This is a genomic window from Shewanella sp. SG44-2 (assembly GCF_014164215.1).
GTDB classification, from domain to species: Bacteria; Pseudomonadota; Gammaproteobacteria; order Enterobacterales; family Shewanellaceae; genus Shewanella; species Shewanella frigidimarina.
The window spans coordinates 33,187-54,745 of sequence record NZ_JACJEU010000021.1 but is presented as its reverse complement, the minus strand read 5'-3'; the positions used below and the strand labels follow the sequence as shown (position 1 = coordinate 54,745).

The following is a 21,559-nucleotide window of genomic DNA, read 5'->3' as shown; positions in this document are numbered from 1 at the left end:
GGTGCATAAGTGAAAATTAAACGATTTTTTGCCAAAGATATGCGCGCGGCATTGGCTCAAGTAAAAGAAACCTTGGGTTCTGACGCTGTCATTATGTCAAATAAAAAAGTCACAGGCGGAATCGAAATTGTCGCTGCTGTAGATTATGATGAACCTAAAGCTGCCATCGCATCACAAGCGCCGACAACTGGTTTTATGGATGTCAGTGATGATCGAGTGTCATTAGGCACTAAGCCTGCCATGAAAGCCCAATCAAAGGTGAACCCACCTCCTGAGGCTGACTCTTTACAAGCATTACTCCAAAAACAACATAATCGCATGACACAACAAATGTCTGTGAGCCAAGATGAACCAGATTTACCAGAATGGGCCCGCCAATTACAAGGGGCAAAATCTGCTAAACCAGCATCAACTTTTCAATCGCAAGCGGCACCAGAGCAAGTTAAAAAAACCAATAAAAATCAATCTGCTGATATGGATGCACTGCGCGAAGAAATGGCTTCATTGCGTAACTTATTGACCCATCAAGTTTCATCGTTGATGAAAGACCAAAAAAAGCGTACCGATCCTGTCGGCGCAATGTTAGAAAGTAAATTGATTGCAGCAGAGTTTTCTCCAGCAGTTGCTGCTAAACTAGCTGGGTTAAGTCAACACTACACCCCAGCAGATTTAGTAAGAGCTTTACCACAGAGTTTAGCCAATTTACTCGATAATCAAGGCGATGACATTGTCAAACGCGGTGGTGTTGTGGCGTTTGTTGGTCCAACTGGTGTCGGTAAAACAACTTCTTTAGCTAAGATAGCCGCTCGATTTGCCGCCCATCATGGCCCAGAACAGGTAGCATTGATTACCACTGACCATTATCGTATTGGTGCCTATGAGCAATTAGCGACTTATGGCAAAATAATGGGCTGTCCGGTTAAGCAAGCACATGATTTAACCGAATTAGAACAAATTTTATATCAATTTAGAAATCGTAAGTTAGTATTAATTGATACGGCAGGTATGGGGCAGCGTGATATGCGCTTATATCAGCAATTGGATAATTTAACAGCAAATAGTAGGATCCCAATACGGAGCTATTTAGTCTTATCAGCGACTGGCCAACGTCGTGTGTTACAAGATGCTGTAGAACATTTTAAACGAATTCCATTAGCCGGTGCGATTTTAACAAAGTTAGATGAATCGGTATCAATTGCAGGTGCATTGAGCGTATTGATTCAAAATGAGTTACCATTGAGCTATGTTACTGACGGTCAACGTGTTCCTGAGGACATGAAAGTGGCAGATACGTTAGAGTTGGCTAAGAAAGCTCTCGCGGCGTTAAATGAAACAGAACAACAATCGTCACAAGACACAGTGTGGTCTAATGACACAGCCTATGCATTTGAGTAAAGATATGACTCGGGATCAAGCAAGTGGTTTACGTATGATGAATCAACCAAATAACGATAAAGTTAAAGTAATTGCCGTATCCGGTGGTAAAGGCGGAGTGGGCAAAACCAGTGTGTCAATTAATACTGCGGTAGCACTAGCTGAAAAAGGCAAACGCGTATTAGTGCTTGATGCCGATTTAGGTTTAGCCAACGTCGATGTCATGCTCGGGATACGTGCTGAGAAAAATTTATCTCATGTTTTGTCTGGAGATGCCGAATTAGATGACATCATTGTACGCGGACCTAAAGGTATTGGTATTGTTCCTGCCACATCTGGTTCTCAAGCGATGGTTGAGTTATCGCCAGCACAACACGCTGGACTTATCCGTGCATTTAGTGAAATGCGCACTCAGTTCGACATTTTAATTGTAGACACTGCCGCGGGTATTTCGGACATGGTGCTGAGTTTTTCTCGTGCATCACAGGATGTATTGATAGTCGTTTGCGACGAACCAACATCAATTACTGATGCTTATGCGCTAATTAAAATATTAAGTCGTGAACATGGTGTGTTCCACTTCAAAATTGTGGCAAATATGGTTCGTAGTCTTCGAGAAGGTATGGAATTATTTGCTAAACTCAGTAAAGTGACTGATAGATTTTTAGATGTTGCTTTAGAATTAGTGGCAACAATACCATTTGATGAAAATTTACGTAAAGCTGTTCGTAAGCAAAAGTTAGTTGTAGAAGCGTATCCTAAGTCTCCTTCAGCTATTGCTTATCATGGATTAGCCAATAAAATTATGACTTGGCCAGTTCCACAACAGCCAGGTGGTCATTTAGAATTTTTTGTTGAACGTCTTGTACAACGTAAACCGATACAAGAAGGAAGAACGAGTGAATAAAGCCGCAGCGTATACTCAGTTCGATAACAAAACGTCTATTGTTGAACAGTATGCACCGTTGGTAAAAAGAATTGCTCATCATATGCTGGCAAGATTACCAGCATCGGTGCAACTTGATGATTTATTACAAGCAGGGATGATGGGGTTACTTGAGGCCTCTTCTAAATTTGATAATAGTAAAGGGGCTAAGTTTGAAACCTTTGCTGGCATCAGAATTCGTGGTGCAATGATTGATGAAATTCGCCGTGGTGACTGGGTTCCGCGCTCAGTTCATCGTAATAATCGTCTAGTAGCGCATGCAATTGATGAATTGGGGCAGCTGCTTGGAAGAGATGCCAACGATACAGAAATTGCTGAAAAACTTGATATGTCGCTCGATGAGTACCATCATATCTTAAATGATGTTTCTGTTGGTAAAATCATAGGCATAGAAGATCTTGGTGTTTCGCAAGATGTGTTAATCACAGATAACGAATCACCAGATGAAACCTTTGACTCGCTTGCTGAAATTCAATTCCAATCTGCATTGGTTGAAGCAATTAAGACATTGCCAGAAAGAGATGCATTAGTGTTGTCGTTATATTACGACGAAGCATTAAATTTAAAAGAAATCGGTGCCATCCTTGAGGTTAGCGAATCGCGAGTAAGCCAGATATTAAGTCAGGCAATGCTCAGATTAAAAGCGAAGCTCAAGCATTGGACACAAGAATAATAACTTATCTAGAGCAAACGAGTGTCAGCTCACCGGAGGAAACCTTGGACAAGAATATGAAGATTCTTATTGTTGACGATTTTTCAACAATGAGGCGTATCATTAAGAACTTGTTGCGAGATTTGGGATTTAATAATACCCAAGAAGCAGATGATGGCTCAACAGCCCTACCTATGTTACAAAAAGGCGATTTTGATTTTGTGGTAACAGACTGGAATATGCCTGGAATGCAAGGCATTGACTTACTTAGAGCAATCCGTGCAGATGATTCGTTAAAGCATTTACCTGTGCTAATGGTAACTGCAGAAGCTAAGCGTGAACAGATTATTGCTGCCGCGCAAGCTGGTGTAAATGGTTATGTAGTAAAACCTTTTACCGCAGCTACGTTAAAAGAAAAGTTAGATAAAATCTTTGAACGACTCGCATAAGCAAGGATAAGTCATGCAGGCATCAATATCGGGGTTAATCACCCTCGAACAGGCCCAAGAACTTGTTGAATTGCTTACCTTGGGTCAACAAGATAAAGCCGATGAAATGATCAGAGAGCTTGCTATGCCATTGCAGCGTGAGCTTTTTGAAGAAGTCGGTAAGCTAACTCGACAACTCCATAGCGCACTAAAAGATTTTCAAGTTGATAACCGTTTATCTGAATTAGCTAACACTGAAATACCAGATGCTAAAGAAAGATTGAATTATGTTATCGACATGACAGAACAAGCTGCAAATAAAACTATGGATGCAGTTGAAGAATGTCTGCCTTTGGCCGATACCATCATTAGCAATATACAATCAGTGACGCCAATGTGGGATAAATTGATGCGTCGTGACATTGAAATGGGTGAGTTTAAGTCGCTTTGTCATGATGTTCAGCAGTTTATGTTACATAGTGAAAATGATTCTAATCGTCTTCGCGAGTTATTAAATGAAATTTTGATGGCGCAAGACTTCCAAGATTTGACGGGGCAGATGATCCGTCGAGTGATTGATTTGGTTCGTGAAGTAGAAAGTAATTTGGTCTCAATGCTAACGGTATTCGGTGATCATACTACCGAATCATCGCCAACTATAAACGAAAATAAAATAGAAGCAGAAGGTCCCATCATGCATGCTGAACTGCGTGAAGATGTGGTGACAGGTCAAGATGAAGTAGACGATCTGCTATCAAGTCTGGGTTTCTAATTAGGAGTCAATTTAATGTCTTTTGATGTTGATGAAGAGATACTCCAGGACTTTTTAATTGAAGCTGGCGAGATTTTAGAGCTTCTACAGGAGCAGCTAGTTGCTCTTGAAAATAATCCTGATGACAGTGATTTACTTAATGCTATTTTCCGTGGATTCCATACCGTTAAAGGTGGGGCTGGTTTTTTAAGTCTAAAACCGATGGTTGACGTATGTCATGAAGCAGAAAACACGTTCGATTTATTACGCACCGGTAAACGTGGCGTAAATGCTGAATTAATGGATATTATTTTGCAAGCGGTCGACGCCATTAATTCCATGTTTGCTCAAACTCAACAGGGAGAATCACAAGACCCTGCTGATTCTGCATTACTTGCTAAACTCAAATTATTAAGTTCGGGTGCACCATTACCTTCAGAAATGTCGGCGGATGAACCGGAACCAATTGAAAATATTGTTGAATTTAGTGAGCCTGAATACGTCGAAGATATCAGTATTCCATCAACGGAAATGTCTGACACTGGCAGTATTGATGACATTGATGAGTCAGAGTTTGAAGCTTTGCTTGATGCCTTACATGGTCCGGGTAAAAGTCCTGTTGCAGCTAAACCTTCTGAAGTAAAAAAAGACAATATTGACTCAAAGCCTGCTACAACAAGTGGTAGCGATGAAATTACTGATGATGAATTTGAAGCATTATTAGATGAATTACATGGTTCAGGTTCATTCGAAGCTAAAACCAAACCAGTTGCTCCATCTAAGCCTGCTGCAACGCCTATTGTTGAACCCTTGGTTGATTCTGATGAAATCACAGACGATGAATTTGAACGTCTTTTAGATGAATTACACGGTAAAGGTACTGCGCCAGTCGCTAAATCGCAAACGCCTCCTCCAGCTCAACCGACTAAAGCCGTCGCACCTCCACAAGCAGCAAAAACGAGTCCAGCCCCTACAGCTAAACCAGTAGCGACATCAGCCCCGGCTGTTGCTTCAAAGGTTGAGCCAGTAAAAGATAAAACGCCTGCAAAAGCGGCGTCTGTCCCACAAGGCGAAACAACAGTTCGCGTTGATACTGCTCGTTTAGATCAAATCATGAATATGGTCGGTGAGTTAGTTTTAGTGCGTAACCGATTGGTTAGTTTAGGCATTAATCGTGAAGACGAAGAAATGTCCAAGGCGCTTGCAAACCTAGATTTGGTTACGGCTGATTTACAAGGTGCGGTGATGAAAACCCGCATGCAACCGATTAAGAAAGTTTTTGGGCGTTTCCCGCGTGTTGTTCGCGATTTAGCTCGTACCTTAAATAAAGAAATTGATTTAATCATGATTGGTGAAGACACCGATCTTGATAAAAACTTAGTTGAGGCATTAGCCGATCCTTTAGTCCACTTGGTTCGTAACTCAGTTGATCACGGAATCGAAATGCCGATTACTCGTGAAGCGAGTGGTAAATCTCGAACCGGTACAATTACCTTATCGGCTAGCCAAGAAGGTGATCATATCCTGCTTAAAATTGAGGATGATGGCGCGGGAATGGATCCTGAGAAACTAAAACAAATCGCGATAAGTCGTGGTGTGCTTGATGAAGATGCCGCCTCGAGAATGACCGATAACGAAGCTTATAACTTGATTTTTGCCCCAGGATTTTCAACCAAGGTTGAAATTTCAGATATTTCAGGACGTGGAGTGGGTATGGATGTGGTGAAAACCCGCATCAACCAACTAAACGGTACTGTTTATATTGATTCTATGAAAGGTAAGGGCACGGTTCTCGAAATTAAAGTGCCATTAACCTTGGCTATTATGCCGACATTGATGGTTGATGTGTCTAATCAAGTTTTTGCACTACCATTATCGAGTGTGAATGAAATCTTTAATTTAGATTTAACAAAAACCAATATAGTAGACGGTCAACTGACGGTAATTTTCCGTAATAAGGCCGTGCCATTATTCTACCTAGAACATTGGCTGCACAGTAAAAAATCAACATTTAAACATGGCGATAAAAAGCATGGTCATGTGGTTATTGTTCAGCTTGGTACGATGCAAATTGGTTTTGTTGTTGATGCATTGATAGGCCAAGAAGAAGTTGTCATTAAACCGCTTGGTAGTATGTTACAAGGTACTCCAGGAATGGCGGGTGCGACTATTACATCCGATGGTGGTATTGCACTGATTTTAGATGTGCCAGGACTGCTAAAACATTACGCTAAAAGCAAAAAATAAGAATAAAAGTTCCATTATTTAAGGAATTAAATGGCCATAAAAGTACTAGTTGTAGATGATTCTAGCTTTTTTCGACGTCGAGTCAGTGAGATTGTCAATCAAGATCCTGATCTCGAAGTCGTCGCAGTTGCCGTTAACGGTAAAGAAGCTGTTGAAATGGCTGCAAAATTAAAGCCTCAAGTCATTACGATGGATATTGAAATGCCTGTGATGGACGGTATAACTGCTGTCCGTGAAATTATGGCTAATAATCCGACTCCTATTTTGATGTTTTCATCGTTAACCCATGATGGTGCTAAAGCGACACTTGATGCGTTAGAAGCTGGCGCATTAGACTTTTTGCCGAAACGTTTTGAAGATATAGCAACGAATAAAGACGATGCGATTCTTTTGTTACAGCAACGAATTAAAGCGTTAGGTCGACGTAGGATGTATCGGTCAAGTTCGTTAACACCTACTTCAACAATAGAATCTCGTCGTTCAACGATTGCTGCTCCAGAGACAAATACGCCTCGTCGCTCGTTAAGTAGTCGTTTGGCTTCCACAACAACACCAGTAGCGACTCGTTCCAGTTTATCCACAATCTCGGCAGATCGTCATAGCGCTAATCCGACAACGTCTTCAATATCGTCTATTCGGGCCAGTGGTAAGCAATATAAGTTGTTACTCATTGGGACTTCAACCGGTGGACCAGTAGCATTACAGAAAGTATTAACTGCATTTCCAGCAAATTATCCTCATCCTATTGTGTTGATACAGCATATGCCAGCGGCGTTTACTCCAGCCTTTTCAGCTCGTTTAAATACCTTGTGTAAAATTGAGGTAAAAGAAGCCGAAAATGGTGATGTTATGCGCCCTGGTTGTGCTTATTTAGCGCCCGGTGGCATGCAGCTCATGATTGAGCGAAGCGGTATTTCTGGAAGACTTAAAGTCATTTCTGGAACTCAAGAAATGAACTATAAACCGTGTGTTGATATTACTTTTGCATCAGCATCCAAAGCTTTTGGCGGTGATGTTTTAGCGGTTGTATTAACCGGAATGGGGGCTGACGGTAGAGAAGGTGCCAGAATGTTGAAGTCTGTTGGTGCCACTATTTGGGCACAGGATGAAGCAAGCTGTGTGGTATATGGTATGCCTCAAGCTGTGGCATCAACCGGTATCTCGTCTCACTCTATTTCGTTGGACAATATGGCTGAAGCTATTTTAAAAGAGTCTAGTCGTGGCTAAGCCAGAGTACTCATTACAGACTAAACAAATGCTGGGATTTTTTTTATCCTTTATAGCCATCGTAGTATTAGCGGGTTTGTATATTGATGCTCATCAAAAGGTGACGTTATTAGAGCAAGATGTTGCGAGATTAACGGCATCTCAAGTGTTATTAATGGTACCCGATGATCAAGCCGCTAATATTGCTAATTGGCTAACGCAGCATCCTGAACAAACTCAAGCAATTATAGCGTCTGCAGGAAAAAAACAAGCCCAAAGTGTGTTGTTTGGTCCGGGTACTTTAGATGACGCACCGCTTACTGATATTGATAAGGTTGAGCTCGATGCTGATGTTGCTGCTGAACAAATTGATCAAGAAATCATAGTATCAGAAGATGCTCAGGGGGTTAAAGTGATCCGTTTACCTAATGGTGGGATCCGTGTAACAACCCGTGATGATAAAAAACACAAGCAGTAGTCAATATTCCATAATAGTACCATTATAATGAGTTGAGAGGCTTTTTTGAAAGTATGGACGGTAGCTAACCAAAAAGGTGGAGTAGGTAAAACCACCACAGTAGCCAGTTTAGCCGGAGCGTTGGTTAAACGTGGTCAACGAGTGCTGATGATCGATACCGATCCTCACGCTTCATTGGGCTATTATTTAGGTATTGATTCCGATGAAGTGCCTTGTTCACTTTATGATGTCTTTTTGAATCATCAGACGCTGACCCAAGAGTTTATTCTACAGAATGTGCTCCCAACTCAAATCGAAGGGCTTGATATCATTCCTGCGAACATGGCGTTAGCGACACTTGATAGGTCATTAGGTCATCAAGAAGGAATGGGGTTGGTGTTGCGCAACTTATTGGCATTGCTTGAAGATAAATATGATGTTGCTATTATCGATTGTCCACCAGTATTAGGGGTGTTAATGGTTAATGCATTAGCAGCAAGTCATCACATTATTATTCCAGTCCAGACTGAGTTTTTGGCTATAAAAGGACTCGAACGTATGGTGAAAACGATGGAAATAATGGGGCGTTCTAAGAAAACTCGTTATAGCTATACTGTATTACCTACAATGTATGACAAGCGCACTAAAGCGTCCCCAATCGCATTACAATTTTTGCAGGATAAATATGGTCCAACACTGTGGCCTAATGATGTAATACCTGTAGATACAAAATTTAGAGATGCAAGTTTGGCTCATTTACCCGCATCACATTATTCAGCCAGTAGCCGAGGTGTAAAAGCATATAATCGCCTGCTGGATTTTTTATTTTCTCAGGAGTTTACCCATGTCAAAATCGGTTGATGAAACTGTTTTTGATTATTTCAGTCTTTTATTACAGGAATCGCCTAAGCCGATTACTGAACAAAGCCTTGAGGTAAAACCAAGTATTTCTGCTAATACCGTTAAAGACAGCGGCAATAAAACGTCAAGCATTAGCGAGGAAAAATCGACTCATACATCGGCCGAAATGACGCTGTCGGCACATTATTCGCAACTAACATCATCTAAGGTTGTTCCTGTTATTGCTAGGCAATATGCAGAGCCAACAACCAGTGTCGATAAGCTGGCACTTGAAAAATTATTATCTGCAGTGTCTAAACCCAAGGCTGAAACCGATTTATCGCAACAGATTAAAGCCAGTGCAGAACGAGTTCGTCAGGCTATCACTCATATTGAGCCTGAAACGGACATTACTCATACAAAAATACAACAAACAGAATTAACGGATAAAGAAATCAAGCCGTTAGTCGATATAAACAATAACGAAAGTTCACATGCCGATATAAAAGACGCTATCATTAAGCATGATCAGTTGGTAGAGAACTCGGCGTCGCAAGAGCACGATGCGCCACAGACTCAGGTTGGGTATCAACCGCCCAGTATTACCCATGATTTACAAGAATTACTTGATGATGAATTTCAGGTGTTATTCTTCAATGTAGCAGGGTTAACACTCGCGGTGCCATTGGTCAGTTTGGGTGGGATTATTAAAATTGAGAAGATAAGCCATCTTATAGGTAGGCCCTCTTGGTTTAAAGGGGTGCAAACCCATCGAGATACTAAAATAAATGTGGTTGATACGTGTGCTTGGGTGATGCCTGAAAAATATTCTCCAGAATTAGCACAAACAGTAAATTATCAATATCTTGTTATGCTTGAAGATAGTCAGTGGGGATTAACGTGCGAATCGTTAGTTAACGCAGTTAAAATAGATAAATCACACGTCAATTGGCGTGAAAAACCGGGTAAGCGTCCTTGGCTTGCTGGGGTCGTAAAACAACAAATGTGTGGCATTTTACATGTTCAAGCATTAATCAAAATGCTTGATGCAGGTTTAGGTTGTCAGGATTCGATTGACCGAGGTTAACTATGAGCAATTCTAGAAGTGTAGCAGCGGCTACTGCAGCTAAAGACGATTTGGTATTACAATGGGTTATATTTAAGCTAGATAATGAAACCTACGGTATTAACGTAATGCAAGTTCAAGAAATATTACGTTACACCGAAATTGCTCCTGTACCAGGTGCACCAGATTACGTTTTAGGTATTATTAACTTACGCGGAAACGTGGTAACGGTTATCGATACGCGTTCACGTTTTGGTTTGCCATCAGCCGAACTAGATGATTCTACTCGAGTGGTTATCATTGAAGCTGAAAAACAAGTTATTGGTATTTTGGTTGATAGCGTAGCTGAAGTGGTTTATTTACGTCGCTCAGAAATTGATAACGCACCAAATGTGGGCACTGAAGAAAGTGCTAAATATATTCAAGGTGTGAGTAACCGCGATAATGAATTATTGATTCTAGTCGATTTGGACAAATTATTGTCTGATGATGAGTGGGTAGAATTAACACAAATTTAATCGTAATCTGATGAAAAAAGCCAACCGAATAACTGTTGGCTTTTTGTTTTGGCTTTAGTTTTGTTTTTTGTTGAAGCAACAAAGGTATGTTAATGGGTGATGAATTTCTAATTGCAGCTTTAGTGTACGTTATTGCATGCCTTGGTTTGGTACTTTACTTACAAAAACAGTCGAGCAAATTAAAGACTAAAGTTAATGCTCTGACAGTGCTAGTAAAAGAAAGCGATCGTCAGCGAGAAGCTGTTAAACGTGAATTACACGAATTGCGTAGTGGTACTATTGGTGTAGGAAGGCGCGTTGTCGAATTAGAGAAAAAACTCTCCAAGCAGTTTGATATGCTAGAAGAAGCTAGCCAGCAAGACCCACAAGCCAAGTTATATTCTAGAGCCGTAAAAATGGTGGGTTTGGGGGCCGGTATTGAAGAGCTAATGCAAGAGTGTGAGTTACCTAAAGCAGAAGCTGAATTAATATTACGCCTTCATCGAAGATAGACAGTTAGTCGTTGTTTCACCATAATAAAAAAGCCATCGATATGATGGCTTTTTAGTGGGAAATTTTAATTCTCTTTCGGCTAGGCGTACTACTTGCGGCGCATTTTTGCGACAAACATGCCATCACTGTTAGCTTGCTGAGGCCAAATTGTCAGCATATCACAGAGTTGCCCTGTAAAAGGATGCGTGACCGGTTCAAGTTCAAACTCGGCTGTTTCAGATAAAAAGTCTTTTACAATTTGTTCATTTTCACTAGGTGATAAAGAGCACGTTGCATAAACCAATTGACCGCCTGATTTTACCGCCACTGCGCTACGTCTTAAAATGGCTAATTGTAGCATCGGTTTATCTGTTACTGCACTGGCATCATCAAGCCATCGCATATCAGGGTTTCTACGCCAAGTACCTGTGCAGCTACAAGGAGCATCGACTAATACTCCGTCAAAAGCATTCGCGTCTACAGGCAATACGTCGCCTTTCCAAGGTGCAACACTAATATTATCAAAACCTGCACGTTTGGCACGCTTGCGTAGCTCTTCTAACGGTTTAGTTCGAATATCTGATGCAATAATACTGCCCGTTAAGGCAGAGCCTTGCTGTAACATTAATGAATATAATTGCAGTGTTTTACCGCCAGCACCACTACAAGCATCCCACCATTTATCATGGTTATTTGGCTGACAAATTTGTCCAATAACTTGTGAAGCTAAATCTTGGATTTCAAGATAACCTTGTTTATAAACATTAACTTCATTTAAGTTAATACTCTTATGACCTAAATTTATGGCATCTGAAAAGTAACTATTCGCTTTTGCTTCAATACCAGCTTGGCCAAGAGATTTGATCACTTTTTCTGTTGATAATGTTTGTGCACGAGCCCAGATCGGAGGGCGGCTGCTCATAGCATTAACAACTGCATATTGATCAACATCATTTATAGGACACAGTTGCCAAAACCATTGTGGCAACAACTGGGTTAGTTGACAGGTATCAATGCCACTTACCGTCATAAAGGCGGTTAATTTGTCATTCAATGAAGCATTATTTATCAGTTCAACTTGGTCCGGGCGGGTTTGAGGCCAACTCGCGAAGTCATTCCAGGCAGTAGCAACGTCATTCCATTCATGTTGTTCCAACATCGCGCATGTGCTTAACTGTTGAAACCATGTAGTGTGTTTTTGGCTTGAATTTAATTGGTTTAACCAGCCCCACCAGCGAAATAGACCAAACAAACTTTCACGGATCACTCGCCTATCTTTTGACCCATGTTTTTTATGTTCACGAAAATATTGGCCAATGATTCGATCGGCAGGCATGTTGGTACTCATAACCTGATTAAATAGTGTCTCAATAGTGGTTGAGTAACTTAGGGCTCGCTTTTGTGCTGGTGTCGTCGCAGCTATTTCTTGCGCATGTGTCTCGTCTGATGTGGTTGCGTTAGACATGGCGGGAATATTATGACTCATGAATTGACCTGATATTGCCGCACAGCACATAACTGATGCTGTACAGGGGACTATTTTTTGCTAGTTTAACACGGCTTATCTAAATGATGAGCTAAAACTATGTTGGCGAAAATGACATCATATCTTAGTGATAATCTTGTAATATTAAATATTTCTAAAAGGTTATCACCAGCGTCTGTGCTAAATAACCTGAGCTCGGGATAATAAACGCCTTTCAAACAGCCCTTTGTCCTGCTAACTGTGTTGAATCGACTTACTATAGGCTAGCTATTGACGCGTCAATTCGCCTTGTTAGCATAACAAATGACAAGCTTGAAAGTGAGCTTGGTTAACATGCTGATTTTAAATAGCTAAGTTCATTCCTTATCCCGAGTTTAGGTTAAATACGCTTATTCACGTCGTCGAAACGACGCTTCTATGATGATGTTATGATTCACTCGCACTTAAAAGTCTAAATCTAATGCAAAACATAAGTAAGCCATCAAGGCGCGCGTATGTTGATATTCTTGTGTACAAAATTCAATAAAATCAGCCTGGCATACTTGTTCTGAACTAATTGGTTTGATGGCAATAAAGTCTTTGCGCCTGAGCTCATCAATCATTGGGTGATGTTTATCAAATCCTCGTGGAGGTCTAATTAAACTATCTCCCGTTAATTCAAATCCTGCTTGTGATAGTTGAGTTAATGCCTTTTGATAAGCATTAGGGTTTTCATCAATACAATGACGAATGGCATTGAGATTTTTTGATTCCGGGTGCCAAATACCCGCGGCAATGAAGCATTCATCATTAGCGATGTGAACATAAAATCCCGGAGCATGGACATCTTTGGCTTGAAAGTGTTTAAACTGAATGCCGACATTAGTTTTATAGGGTGTTTTATCTTTACTAAAGCGACTGTCGCGTTGTGGGCGCATTAAGCTACCACCAACTTTTTTAGCCACTGCAGTGAAGCGTGGAGACAAACCTAAAATAGGCCCTTGCATGGCTTCTATAAACTGTAATGCTGGTGTTCTCACTTGATCTTCGTATTGCTGTTGGTTGGCTTTAAACCATTCTCTATCGTTGTTAACTGCTAGACTGTTTAAAAAATCGAAACTATGTTGACTGAACATGACGATACCTTTTTTACAATAGCGATGCAGATATTAATGTTATAATTTGGCTATCATGTTAAACAATGTCTACCCTGAGTGAAATAGCTAGAGTTGTTTTAAGCCATTAATATTATGCACGTTATTTGAACGTTTTAATTTTAATTACGTGATTTTTGTATTGTAAGTCATGGTAGATGTTAGTTTTTAGCGCTTTAGATATGGTCGTGTTGTTATCGTAACTTACTGACATAGAAATTTATTTTAGATATGTTGTCAATGTTAGTTTGATATAAATAAAGTGTTGGTGTTAAAATTGTTTTGAAAGCTACATTTTTGACAAAGACTTTGTCGGTTAACGTTTGGTTAACAAAAAATATACGTTGAGCAGTGCAATGAAAAAACTTAATTGTGGTGTCTGCTCAAATATTGAATTTTTAGAAAGATAACACTTTGGAATGAATAATTCCTCTACAAGAAAGGATTGACCATGACTGAACATTCCCTCGGTATTGTGGGTTGGCGTGAATGGGGCACTTTTCCTGATATTGGCAACGAAAGAGTCAAAATCAAAGTGGATACTGGCGCAAAAACATCTTGTTTACATGCGTTCAAAATAAAACCGTTTCAAAAAGAAAACCAAAAATGGGTTCGAGTCTGGCTTCACCCTGACCAAGGTTCAGATCGTGAAGTCGTCTGTGAATTCCATGTATTTGATCGCCGAGATGTTAGTGACTCTGGTGGTCATGTAACGAAACGCTACGTGATAAAAACGCCGATCTTAATCGGTGACCAACTTTTTGACATCGAACTGACGTTAACCAATAGAGATCACATGAAATTTAGAATGTTATTGGGACGCCGCGCATTAGAAGGGCGTTTTTTGGTTAATTCAGCAGAATCATTTCTAGCAGGAGAATAACAAATGCATATTGCAATAATGTCGAGAAATAAGAATTTATACTCGACAAGTCGGTTAAAAGAAGCTGCTGAAGCTCGCGGTCATGTCATAAAAATTGTCGACCCATTAAAGTGTTATATGAACATCAATATGAATGCCCCTAGCATTCATGTTCGTGGTGAAGAACTGCCAAAATTTGATGCGGTTATTCCACGTATTGGTGCATCTGTCACTTTTTATGGCACCGCGGTATTGCGTCAGTTTGAGATGATGGGCACTCACCCGTTAAACGAGTCTGTTGCTATTACTCGCTCACGGGATAAATTACGTTCATTGCAACTCTTGTCTCGTAAGAATATTGGTTTACCCGTGACTGGTTTTGCTAGTAAGCCTGCTGATATTCCTGATTTATTGGACATGGTTGGTGGTGCCCCTTGTGTTATTAAGTTACTTGAAGGTACTCAAGGTATTGGTGTTGTCTTAGCTGAAACTCGTAAAGCGGCTGAATCTGTTATTGAAGCATTTATGGGTCTAAAAGCTAACATCATGGTGCAAGAATATATCGCTGAAGCTGGTGGTGCAGATATCCGCTGCTTCGTTATTGGTGATAAAGTGATTGCAGCAATGAAACGCCAAGCATTACCCGGTGAGTTCCGTTCTAATTTACACCGTGGTGGTTCTGCTAGCATTGTTAAGTTAACGCCTGAAGAGCGTTCGACCGCGTTGCGTGCTGCCAAAACAATGGGTCTTAATGTCGCTGGTGTAGATATTTTACGTTCAAAACACGGCCCATTAGTGATGGAAGTTAACTCATCTCCAGGTCTTGAAGGAATCGAAAAAGCTACTGGTATTGATGTTGCTGAAAAAATTATTCAGTTTATTGAGAAAAACGTTAAATCCACAAGTTCAAAAACGAAAGGTGTTGGTTAATGGCAAAAAAGCATGAACCGTTTGTTATCGGTGATGTTAGCGTAGCGGCAGGCACTCAACAAAGTGTCAAATTGCCCGCAGCAAAACTGTATAACGATACACCGATGGATTTGCACGTTGAAGTGTTTCACGGCACTAAAGCGGGACCTGTTTTATTGGTTTGCGCAGCAATCCATGGTGATGAGTTAAATGGCATTGAAATATGTCGACGCTTGCTCGGTCGTGTTAATGCTAAAACCTTAACGGGAACCTTGTTGATTGTTCCTATTGTTAACGTGTTTGGTTTTATTCAACAATCTCGTTATTTACCGGATCGACGCGATTTAAATCGCTGCTTTCCGGGCTCTGCTAAAGGTGCGTTAGCGAGTCGTTTGGCCCATTTGTTTAGTAGTATTTTAGTTAAACGAGCAACGCATATTGTCGATTTGCATACCGGTGCTATCCATCGTGATAATTTACCGCAGATCCGTTGTGATACCGACGATGAAGTGATGCTCGACATGGCAAATGCTTTTGGTGCTCCGGTGATCATGTCATCAAAAGCGCGTGAAGGTTCCATGCGCGGTTATGCTAACAGCCTAAATATTCCTTGTATTTTATATGAGGCAGGTGAAGCGCTGCGCTTTAGTGATATGTCGATTAAATCTGGCGTTAACGGTGTTATCAATGTGATGCGCTGTTTAAGTATGACTAAAGGCAAAATTAAAACTAAAAGTACCAGTGTTAATGCCAGCCGCAGTTATTGGGTCCGCAGTGAGTCAGATGGATTAGTTAATATTAAGCTTAAATTGGGTGAGCGCGTCTCTAAAGGGCAGGTGCTAGCAAACATCGTTAACCCTTTGGGTGGTGAACCATCGCCTTTGCTTGCACCTACTGACGGAATTATTATTGGTAACAGTAATATTCCTGTTACCAATGAAGGTGAAGCCTTGTTTCATATCGCGCAATTTAGCGGTGACGAGATAGAAATCATCAACGATAACCTTGACGATTTTATGCAAGAATACGCTTAATACTTTTGTATTGACGTCTTTAGTTATTGGCTCAGTTGTCACTCAAGTAGGTATAGCTAACGGATTAGACATACCACTTGGGTCATTCGAGTGTCTGATTAACATGTAGGGCACACTTTGCCCTACATGTTAATTTTATTACCACAATACATGATTAATAGCCTGTTCTGCTTTGTGACTAACCCATTTAACTTCAACTTTGAAATAAGTTAATTAAAGTTCGTAATTTTTTATTTTTAAAGGTTTTTTATTTTAAATCATCTTTTGCGATAAAACAAAAACGACTTTTGAATAATCCTACTACATCATTTTTTTTCCGGAAAATCTGTCGTGTCTATTAAATTATATAATTGACAATTTTCAAATACATACCAAACTATAATAACCTATAAAAAAATAGGTTTATGGCTCATTAACGACAGTGATGACGTAAATCCACCACCTCATTAAATGGAAGTATTGTCTATGCACCTTCGGTGTCACAGACTGTAATAATGGGTTTTCTTATATACACGATTCAAAACAAGGATGTCAGTGCCTATGCGCAATAATCAACCCGTTACCCTCAATCAATACAACTTCGATGATGCTCTTCGTTTAATCTCAGGAACCGATCTGCGCGGCCATATTGTCTATTGTAATGATGATTTTGTTGAGGTCAGCGGCTTTGAAAGAAGTGAGTTAATCGCTAAACCACATAACCTTGTACGTCATCCAGACATGCCAAGTGAAGTGTTTCATGCTATGTGGGCATGTATCTCAAGTGGTAAAGTGTGGATGGGATTGGTTAAGAACCGTCGTAAAAATGGGGATTATTATTGGGTTAGTGCATTTGTTACGCCAGTATTCGAAAATAATAAAATAGCAGGTTACGAGTCTGTTAGGGTTACTGCATTACCAAGTGAAATTGCCCGTGCTGAAGCGGCTTATGCCAGAATAAAAGCTAAAAAGTCACCAAGGCCACTTCATGCAAAAATAAAACATCATGTAATTAAATTATTACCTGCTTGGTTACCGATGTTTATTTTGTCTATTGTATTAACCGAATTTTGGGGTGTTGTCCCTGGTGCAATGGGATTAGTCACCCTTGTATTATCAACTGCTTGGTTGGGCTACAAACAGCAACAAGATTGGTTTGAAGTCGTCAAACTTAATCCTAATTCGTTTACAGATCTTATTGTTGCAGAAACCTATTTTGCTGATTTTGGCGCTAAAGCGCAGGCAAAATTGGCTCTGGGTTGCGAAGTGGCTCGTTGTCGTACAGCGATGACGCGTATTGAAGATGCTGCAAAATCATTAGATGGCATTGTCGAGCACACTCAACTCGAGGCTGAATCAACGGCTAAAGCGGTAAGTTTACAAAGCGTATCAACACAACAGATTGCCTCGGCAATTACCCAGATGTCTACAGCTATTCAAGAAGTGTCCGCTAATGTCGAGCGTAATGCTTACAGCGCAAAAGAAGCGCTAGACAATGTTAACGACGGAGCTCAACTGGCCAATCAAGCTAAACAGTCTATTGATGAATTAAATCTATCTGTCGCGGATATAGCTAAAACAGTACGCGAGTTATCAGACTCTACAAGTGAGATCGGTCAAGCGGCTAGCCTTATTTCGAGTATTGCCGACCAAACCAATTTGTTGGCCTTAAATGCCGCGATTGAAGCCGCAAGGGCGGGAGAACAAGGTCGTGGATTTAGTGTTGTTGCAGATGAAGTACGTTCCCTAGCACTGAAAACTCGAGAATCGACCGATAGAATTCACAGCATAGTGAGCGTATTAACGAAGCGAGCGAGCAATGCCGTTCAAGTGTCGGTTAGCGGTGAACAAGCAGCCTGTAAAGGTGTTGAGATTGTTGATAAAACGCGTAACGCATTAGCGTCGATTAACTTATCCGTTGAACAAATCACCCAACTTACTTTAGATATGTCCGCAGCGGTAGAGCAGCAGAGTGCAGTCGCAGAGCATATTAATCAGCAAATTATTGATATTGCGGATTCTGCAGAAATTACTAAAGCTTCATCAGAAAAATCGCTACATAACAGCAGTGAGTTGGGCCAATCAGTGTTGATGGTTCGATCCATTATTAGGCGTTTTGCTGTAGGGACCTTAGGTAAGAAATAGACGATACGCGATAGCATCTTTTACAGAATCAAAATAGGCCAGAGATCATGCGATTACTGGCCTATTTTATTGTGTTTCTTCCTACAGATTTTATTAGATTATTGATTAGAGTGTAAAATGTTCAACAGAGGTGGTAAGCGAGTGGGCTAATTGATTTGATTGCTTGCAAGTTTATTATTGAACCATTCACAATCTAATAGGCAAGCGATAATGCTTTGAGTATTATTTAAAAAGAGTGGTTGTTCTATTTTGAAATGATTCGCTTTATTGTTAGAAGGATTACTCTTATCACTATTTCAATTATTCGAGGTTAATGTGACTTTACAATCCGTTTCGCTAACGCAATCAGATGGGCAAGTACGCCTCGTCTCCCCATCAAAAATCATTTGTATTGGGCGTAATTATGCCGAGCATATTCACGAACTCGGTAATGACATTCCTGATGATATGGTAGTGTTTCTTAAACCAAACTCAGCCATTACTAACACCTTATGTAGTCACTTAGGTGAGCCCTTACATTACGAGGCCGAGTTGTGCTTTATGGTGAATAATGGTCATTTTAGTGCGGTTGGTGTTGGGCTTGATATGACCAAGCGTGAGCTGCAAACCAAGTTAAAAACCAAAGGCTTACCGTGGGAACGTTCTAAAGCTTTTGATGGTTCGGCGTTATTCAGCGAATTTATTGCAGTAACGCCAGACATCAAAGATTGGTGCTTTCAATTAACCATTGATAATGTCGTGACGCAATTAGGCCATCAGCAATTAATGATGTACCAGCCACACGCTATTTATAACGCCGTCAGTGAGTTTATGACCTTAAACGATGGTGACATTGTCATGACAGGGACACCTAAAGGCGTAGGTGTGGTGACAGAAAATACTACTTTTGAGCTGAGCTTATGGGCTAATGTGCCATTTACTGTATTTGAAGCTGCACTGTCGGGCGATAAACCGATTGAACAGCTTTGTGGTAACCCAGAAATCGTTAAGCAATGGCAGGCTAAATAACGTTAGGCCGTGAAATAAAGCATGCTCGAAAAAAATGACCCTCTAACAGAGTGTCATTTTTTATGAAGGCATTAAATTGGCTCGCTTAATTAATGCTATTTCATTAACGCTACGGCTTCCATGTCTAGCTCGATATCGGTGCAACCTTTCGCGCAATAAATCCCTGGGGCTTTAGCACTTTTTGGTGCCTTTTTAGTGTTAGGCGGTAATTGCAGTGTCAGCGGTTTACTGCAGTCGCTGCAAGTCGCGCTGTTACCTTTGAGCATGCGTTTTATCAGATTTTTTTGTTGATTAAAGGATGCCAATGTTGGGTCATTAATCGCTGAAAAATCGAGTTTCTGTGTATCGCTCATGTCGGTTCCTATCTTTCTAGCTGATCTCGCAATAAAGCGAGATCAATCTATTTCATTTAGTCGATCACTTTACTTGGTCAATTGGACGCCAGCGTTGTAATGCTACTGGGAGGCTAACACCTTGTGCCGTTAATAAATTAACTCGGGCCAAATAAGCTGCGCCATGCATTAAGTGTTTGGCTAAGTCTACTGCATGACGCTGGGTGTAGTCATCTAAATAACTGCCTTTAGCCCATGCGTTAAACGCGCCGAGTGCCGGACCTGCCCAGATTTGATAATCCATCTCGCGACCAAGTTCACCAGTGTTTGACCAACGGCTTGATAAACCTAAATACCAACGGAAAATTAACGCCATTTTACGCTTAGGGTTATCTTTAGCGCGCTCAATTTGCTTTGGATCGCGCTCATTAAAATGCGCTACTGTGCCAGCCCAAATATCATCCAGGCTTGAGCGGAATACTTGTTTTTCAAGCTTTTCACGTTCCTCGCTTGGAATGGCTTCAATCGAGTCATAGCGGGTATAAATTTCGTATAACTTGTTAGCGCGCATTGGGAATAAGGTGCCGCGCTTTACCACTTGCAGCTTAACGCCCATTTCGAACATATCGGCAGCAGGAGCCATAGTCACATCGGCCATTTCTGTGGTGGCGAGTAATTTACGCGTATGCTCGCTGGCTCCGGCTTCGACACAGGCTTGGTTGATTGAACCGGTAACAATGTAGGCTGCGCCCATATGAAATGTCGCCAGTGCTGCGTCAGGCGTGCCAACACCACCACCGGCGCCAACACGAATAGGGGTCTTATACTTGTATTGTGCTTGTACTTGATCTTTTAATGCCAAAATAGTGGGCAGTAAAGTGACTAATGGTCGATTGTCGGTATGACCGCCTGAGTCTGCTTCAGCTGTAATATCATCAGCCATAGGCACTAGCTGAGCCAACTCCATTTGCTCTGCGCTGATAAGACCTTCATCAACCAACTGTTGCAGTATTTTAACGGGTGCAGGCTGCATGAATTTAATCGCCACTTCAGTACGGCTGATTTTCGCAATCACTTTATTGTCTATTTGCACATCACCGTTTGCATCACGGCTTAAACCGGCTGCACGATAATAGACAATTTGTGGGGTTAAGCCTAAAAAGGCAGAAGCCTCAACAGTGCGCACTTTGTGCTTTAAAAATAGCTCGACACTGCCACGCTCTAGCGCGGGTTCACTTGGGCTGTGAATTAAATTAAATGCGTATGGACCATTTGGTAATGCCGTTTGAATACGGTTAATGGCTTGTTCAACTCGAGATGGAATTAACCCCGCTGCGCCAAACGAGCATAAAATACCAGCCTGACCTAACGCAATAACCAGTTCTTCAGAAGAAATACCATTGGCCATCGCACCAGCATAATAGGCAAATTTTACTCCGTGAACGCGGCGGAAATTACTATCGCCTAAGCTTTGGGTGCCAAGGGCAGGGGCAAATGCGCTGACTGGCAGAGCATTTGCTGCAGTAATAGCATCAGTTACGACTTGGGCTTGCTGAGCAACCCCTAAGCCTTGTTGTGTGTCGTTAACCACATAACACGCTTGTGATAAATCTTTAAGCTTTTTGTCCATGCCAGTAGAGTCAAAACTGACGTGTTGCTGGCTAACTTGCCATGGCCAAGGAGAAAGCTTTTCGTTGTGCACTTGAGTTGTCATT

General features: G+C 41.0%; 21 protein-coding genes. 17 read left to right on the top strand and 4 right to left on the bottom strand.

The window, feature by feature from the left end; genetic code table 11:
* Nucleotides 1-9: 9 nt before the first annotated feature.
* The 12 genes from flhF to H5181_RS14750 all read left to right on the top strand — a co-directional run bounded on the left by flhF (nt 10) and on the right by H5181_RS14750 (nt 10,976).
* On the top strand, nt 10-1,395 hold the full coding sequence (flhF, locus tag H5181_RS14805; protein WP_011636671.1) for a flagellar biosynthesis protein FlhF: 1,386 nt from the start codon (nt 10-12) through the stop codon (nt 1,393-1,395).
* A gap of 4 nt (nt 1,396-1,399) precedes the next feature.
* Nucleotides 1,400-2,281 carry a MinD/ParA family protein gene (locus H5181_RS14800; RefSeq protein ID WP_011636672.1) on the top strand — a complete coding sequence of 294 codons (882 nt, stop codon included), beginning with the start codon at nt 1,400-1,402 and terminating at the stop codon, nt 2,279-2,281.
* The gene (locus H5181_RS14795) at nt 2,274-2,993 is read left to right on the top strand and encodes an RNA polymerase sigma factor FliA (RefSeq protein WP_011636673.1); all 720 of its coding nucleotides are present in this window, start codon (nt 2,274-2,276) and stop codon (nt 2,991-2,993) included. Before H5181_RS14800 ends, H5181_RS14795 begins: the two co-directional genes overlap by 8 nt.
* Before the next feature lie 44 nt (nt 2,994-3,037).
* Nucleotides 3,038-3,421, top strand: coding sequence for a chemotaxis response regulator CheY (gene cheY, locus H5181_RS14790; protein WP_011919599.1), 384 nt, complete (start codon nt 3,038-3,040; stop codon nt 3,419-3,421).
* A 13-nt stretch (nt 3,422-3,434) separates the two neighbouring features.
* Complete coding sequence (locus tag H5181_RS14785) at nt 3,435-4,172, top strand: protein phosphatase CheZ (RefSeq protein WP_182751404.1); 738 nt, start codon at nt 3,435-3,437, stop codon at nt 4,170-4,172.
* A gap of 15 nt (nt 4,173-4,187) precedes the next feature.
* A complete protein-coding gene (locus tag H5181_RS14780) occupies nt 4,188-6,398 on the top strand; it encodes a chemotaxis protein CheA (protein ID WP_182751403.1) in 2,211 nt (736 codons plus the stop codon).
* Between the two features lie 30 nt (nt 6,399-6,428).
* Nucleotides 6,429-7,625, top strand: a complete 1,197-nt coding sequence (locus H5181_RS14775; protein WP_182751402.1) for a chemotaxis response regulator protein-glutamate methylesterase — start codon at nt 6,429-6,431, stop codon at nt 7,623-7,625.
* The gene (locus H5181_RS14770) at nt 7,618-8,082 is read left to right on the top strand and encodes a membrane anchored protein in chemotaxis locus (protein ID WP_182751401.1); all 465 of its coding nucleotides are present in this window, start codon (nt 7,618-7,620) and stop codon (nt 8,080-8,082) included. The genes H5181_RS14775 and H5181_RS14770 overlap by 8 nt, the downstream gene beginning before the upstream one ends.
* Nucleotides 8,083-8,127: 45 nt before the next feature.
* Nucleotides 8,128-8,922, top strand: coding sequence for a ParA family protein (locus H5181_RS14765; RefSeq protein WP_011636679.1), 795 nt, complete (start codon nt 8,128-8,130; stop codon nt 8,920-8,922).
* Nucleotides 8,906-9,988, top strand: a complete 1,083-nt coding sequence (locus H5181_RS14760) for a chemotaxis protein CheW (RefSeq protein WP_011636680.1) — start codon at nt 8,906-8,908, stop codon at nt 9,986-9,988. Before H5181_RS14765 ends, H5181_RS14760 begins: the two co-directional genes overlap by 17 nt.
* Nucleotides 9,989-9,990: 2 nt before the next feature.
* Nucleotides 9,991-10,485: a chemotaxis protein CheW gene (locus tag H5181_RS14755; protein WP_011636681.1), complete on the top strand. Its 495-nt coding sequence runs from the start codon at nt 9,991-9,993 to the stop codon at nt 10,483-10,485.
* Between the two features lie 92 nt (nt 10,486-10,577).
* Nucleotides 10,578-10,976, top strand: coding sequence for a DUF2802 domain-containing protein (locus H5181_RS14750; RefSeq protein ID WP_011636682.1), 399 nt, complete (start codon nt 10,578-10,580; stop codon nt 10,974-10,976).
* Nucleotides 10,977-11,065: 89 nt separating this feature from the next.
* Here H5181_RS14750 and H5181_RS14745 read toward each other — a convergent pair whose 3' ends face one another.
* On the bottom strand, nt 11,066-12,442 hold the full coding sequence (locus H5181_RS14745) for an RsmB/NOP family class I SAM-dependent RNA methyltransferase (protein ID WP_182751400.1): 1,377 nt from the start codon (nt 12,440-12,442) through the stop codon (nt 11,066-11,068).
* A 443-nt stretch (nt 12,443-12,885) separates the two neighbouring features.
* Nucleotides 12,886-13,557: a DUF2461 domain-containing protein gene (locus tag H5181_RS14740; RefSeq protein ID WP_182751399.1), complete on the bottom strand. Its 672-nt coding sequence runs from the start codon at nt 13,555-13,557 to the stop codon at nt 12,886-12,888.
* A gap of 469 nt (nt 13,558-14,026) precedes the next feature.
* On the opposite strand from H5181_RS14740, the gene H5181_RS14735 reads away from it, so the two are divergent.
* From H5181_RS14735 to H5181_RS14715, 5 genes are all read left to right on the top strand, one after another.
* Nucleotides 14,027-14,458, top strand: coding sequence for a RimK/LysX family protein (locus H5181_RS14735; protein WP_011636685.1), 432 nt, complete (start codon nt 14,027-14,029; stop codon nt 14,456-14,458).
* Between the two features lie 3 nt (nt 14,459-14,461).
* On the top strand, nt 14,462-15,367 hold the full coding sequence (rimK, locus tag H5181_RS14730; protein ID WP_011636686.1) for a 30S ribosomal protein S6--L-glutamate ligase: 906 nt from the start codon (nt 14,462-14,464) through the stop codon (nt 15,365-15,367).
* Nucleotides 15,367-16,380 (top strand): succinylglutamate desuccinylase/aspartoacylase family protein, encoded by a 1,014-nt coding sequence (locus H5181_RS14725; protein ID WP_011636687.1) that lies wholly within the window; start codon nt 15,367-15,369, stop codon nt 16,378-16,380. The genes rimK and H5181_RS14725 overlap by 1 nt, the downstream gene beginning before the upstream one ends.
* Before the next feature lie 540 nt (nt 16,381-16,920).
* A complete protein-coding gene (locus tag H5181_RS14720) occupies nt 16,921-18,504 on the top strand; it encodes a PAS domain-containing methyl-accepting chemotaxis protein (RefSeq protein ID WP_182751398.1) in 1,584 nt (527 codons plus the stop codon).
* Between the two features lie 315 nt (nt 18,505-18,819).
* Nucleotides 18,820-19,512 carry a fumarylacetoacetate hydrolase family protein gene (locus tag H5181_RS14715; protein WP_182751397.1) on the top strand — a complete coding sequence of 231 codons (693 nt, stop codon included), beginning with the start codon at nt 18,820-18,822 and terminating at the stop codon, nt 19,510-19,512.
* 95 nt (nt 19,513-19,607) lie between these two features.
* On the opposite strand, the gene H5181_RS14710 is transcribed toward H5181_RS14715, so the two are convergent.
* Both H5181_RS14710 and pfaD read right to left on the bottom strand, forming a co-directional pair.
* Nucleotides 19,608-19,865, bottom strand: coding sequence for a hypothetical protein (locus H5181_RS14710; protein ID WP_059747937.1), 258 nt, complete (start codon nt 19,863-19,865; stop codon nt 19,608-19,610).
* A 64-nt stretch (nt 19,866-19,929) separates the two neighbouring features.
* On the bottom strand, nt 19,930-21,558 hold the full coding sequence (gene pfaD, locus H5181_RS14705) for an eicosapentaenoate synthase subunit PfaD (protein WP_182751396.1): 1,629 nt from the start codon (nt 21,556-21,558) through the stop codon (nt 19,930-19,932).
* Nucleotide 21,559 lies beyond the last annotated feature (1 nt).

What these genes read in the sequence shown, in the direction of transcription:
- H5181_RS14800 (WP_011636672.1), top strand. Translation starts at nt 1,400, where the DNA reads ATGACTCGGGATCAAGCAAGTGGTTTACGTATGATGAATCAACCAAAT.
- H5181_RS14785 (WP_182751404.1), top strand. Translation starts at nt 3,435, where the DNA reads ATGCAGGCATCAATATCGGGGTTAATCACCCTCGAACAGGCCCAAGAA.
- H5181_RS14780 (WP_182751403.1), top strand. Translation starts at nt 4,188, where the DNA reads ATGTCTTTTGATGTTGATGAAGAGATACTCCAGGACTTTTTAATTGAA.
- H5181_RS14775 (WP_182751402.1), top strand. Translation starts at nt 6,429, where the DNA reads ATGGCCATAAAAGTACTAGTTGTAGATGATTCTAGCTTTTTTCGACGT.
- H5181_RS14760 (WP_011636680.1), top strand. Translation starts at nt 8,906, where the DNA reads ATGTCAAAATCGGTTGATGAAACTGTTTTTGATTATTTCAGTCTTTTA.
- H5181_RS14755 (WP_011636681.1), top strand. Translation starts at nt 9,991, where the DNA reads ATGAGCAATTCTAGAAGTGTAGCAGCGGCTACTGCAGCTAAAGACGAT.
- H5181_RS14750 (WP_011636682.1), top strand. Translation starts at nt 10,578, where the DNA reads ATGGGTGATGAATTTCTAATTGCAGCTTTAGTGTACGTTATTGCATGC.
- H5181_RS14745 (WP_182751400.1), bottom strand. Translation starts at nt 12,442, where the DNA reads ATGAGTCATAATATTCCCGCCATGTCTAACGCAACCACATCAGACGAG.
- H5181_RS14740 (WP_182751399.1), bottom strand. Translation starts at nt 13,557, where the DNA reads ATGTTCAGTCAACATAGTTTCGATTTTTTAAACAGTCTAGCAGTTAAC.
- H5181_RS14735 (WP_011636685.1), top strand. Translation starts at nt 14,027, where the DNA reads ATGACTGAACATTCCCTCGGTATTGTGGGTTGGCGTGAATGGGGCACT.
- rimK (WP_011636686.1), top strand. Translation starts at nt 14,462, where the DNA reads ATGCATATTGCAATAATGTCGAGAAATAAGAATTTATACTCGACAAGT.
- H5181_RS14725 (WP_011636687.1), top strand. Translation starts at nt 15,367, where the DNA reads ATGGCAAAAAAGCATGAACCGTTTGTTATCGGTGATGTTAGCGTAGCG.
- H5181_RS14720 (WP_182751398.1), top strand. Translation starts at nt 16,921, where the DNA reads ATGCGCAATAATCAACCCGTTACCCTCAATCAATACAACTTCGATGAT.
- H5181_RS14710 (WP_059747937.1), bottom strand. Translation starts at nt 19,865, where the DNA reads ATGAGCGATACACAGAAACTCGATTTTTCAGCGATTAATGACCCAACA.
- pfaD (WP_182751396.1), bottom strand. Translation starts at nt 21,558, where the DNA reads ATGACAACTCAAGTGCACAACGAAAAGCTTTCTCCTTGGCCATGGCAA.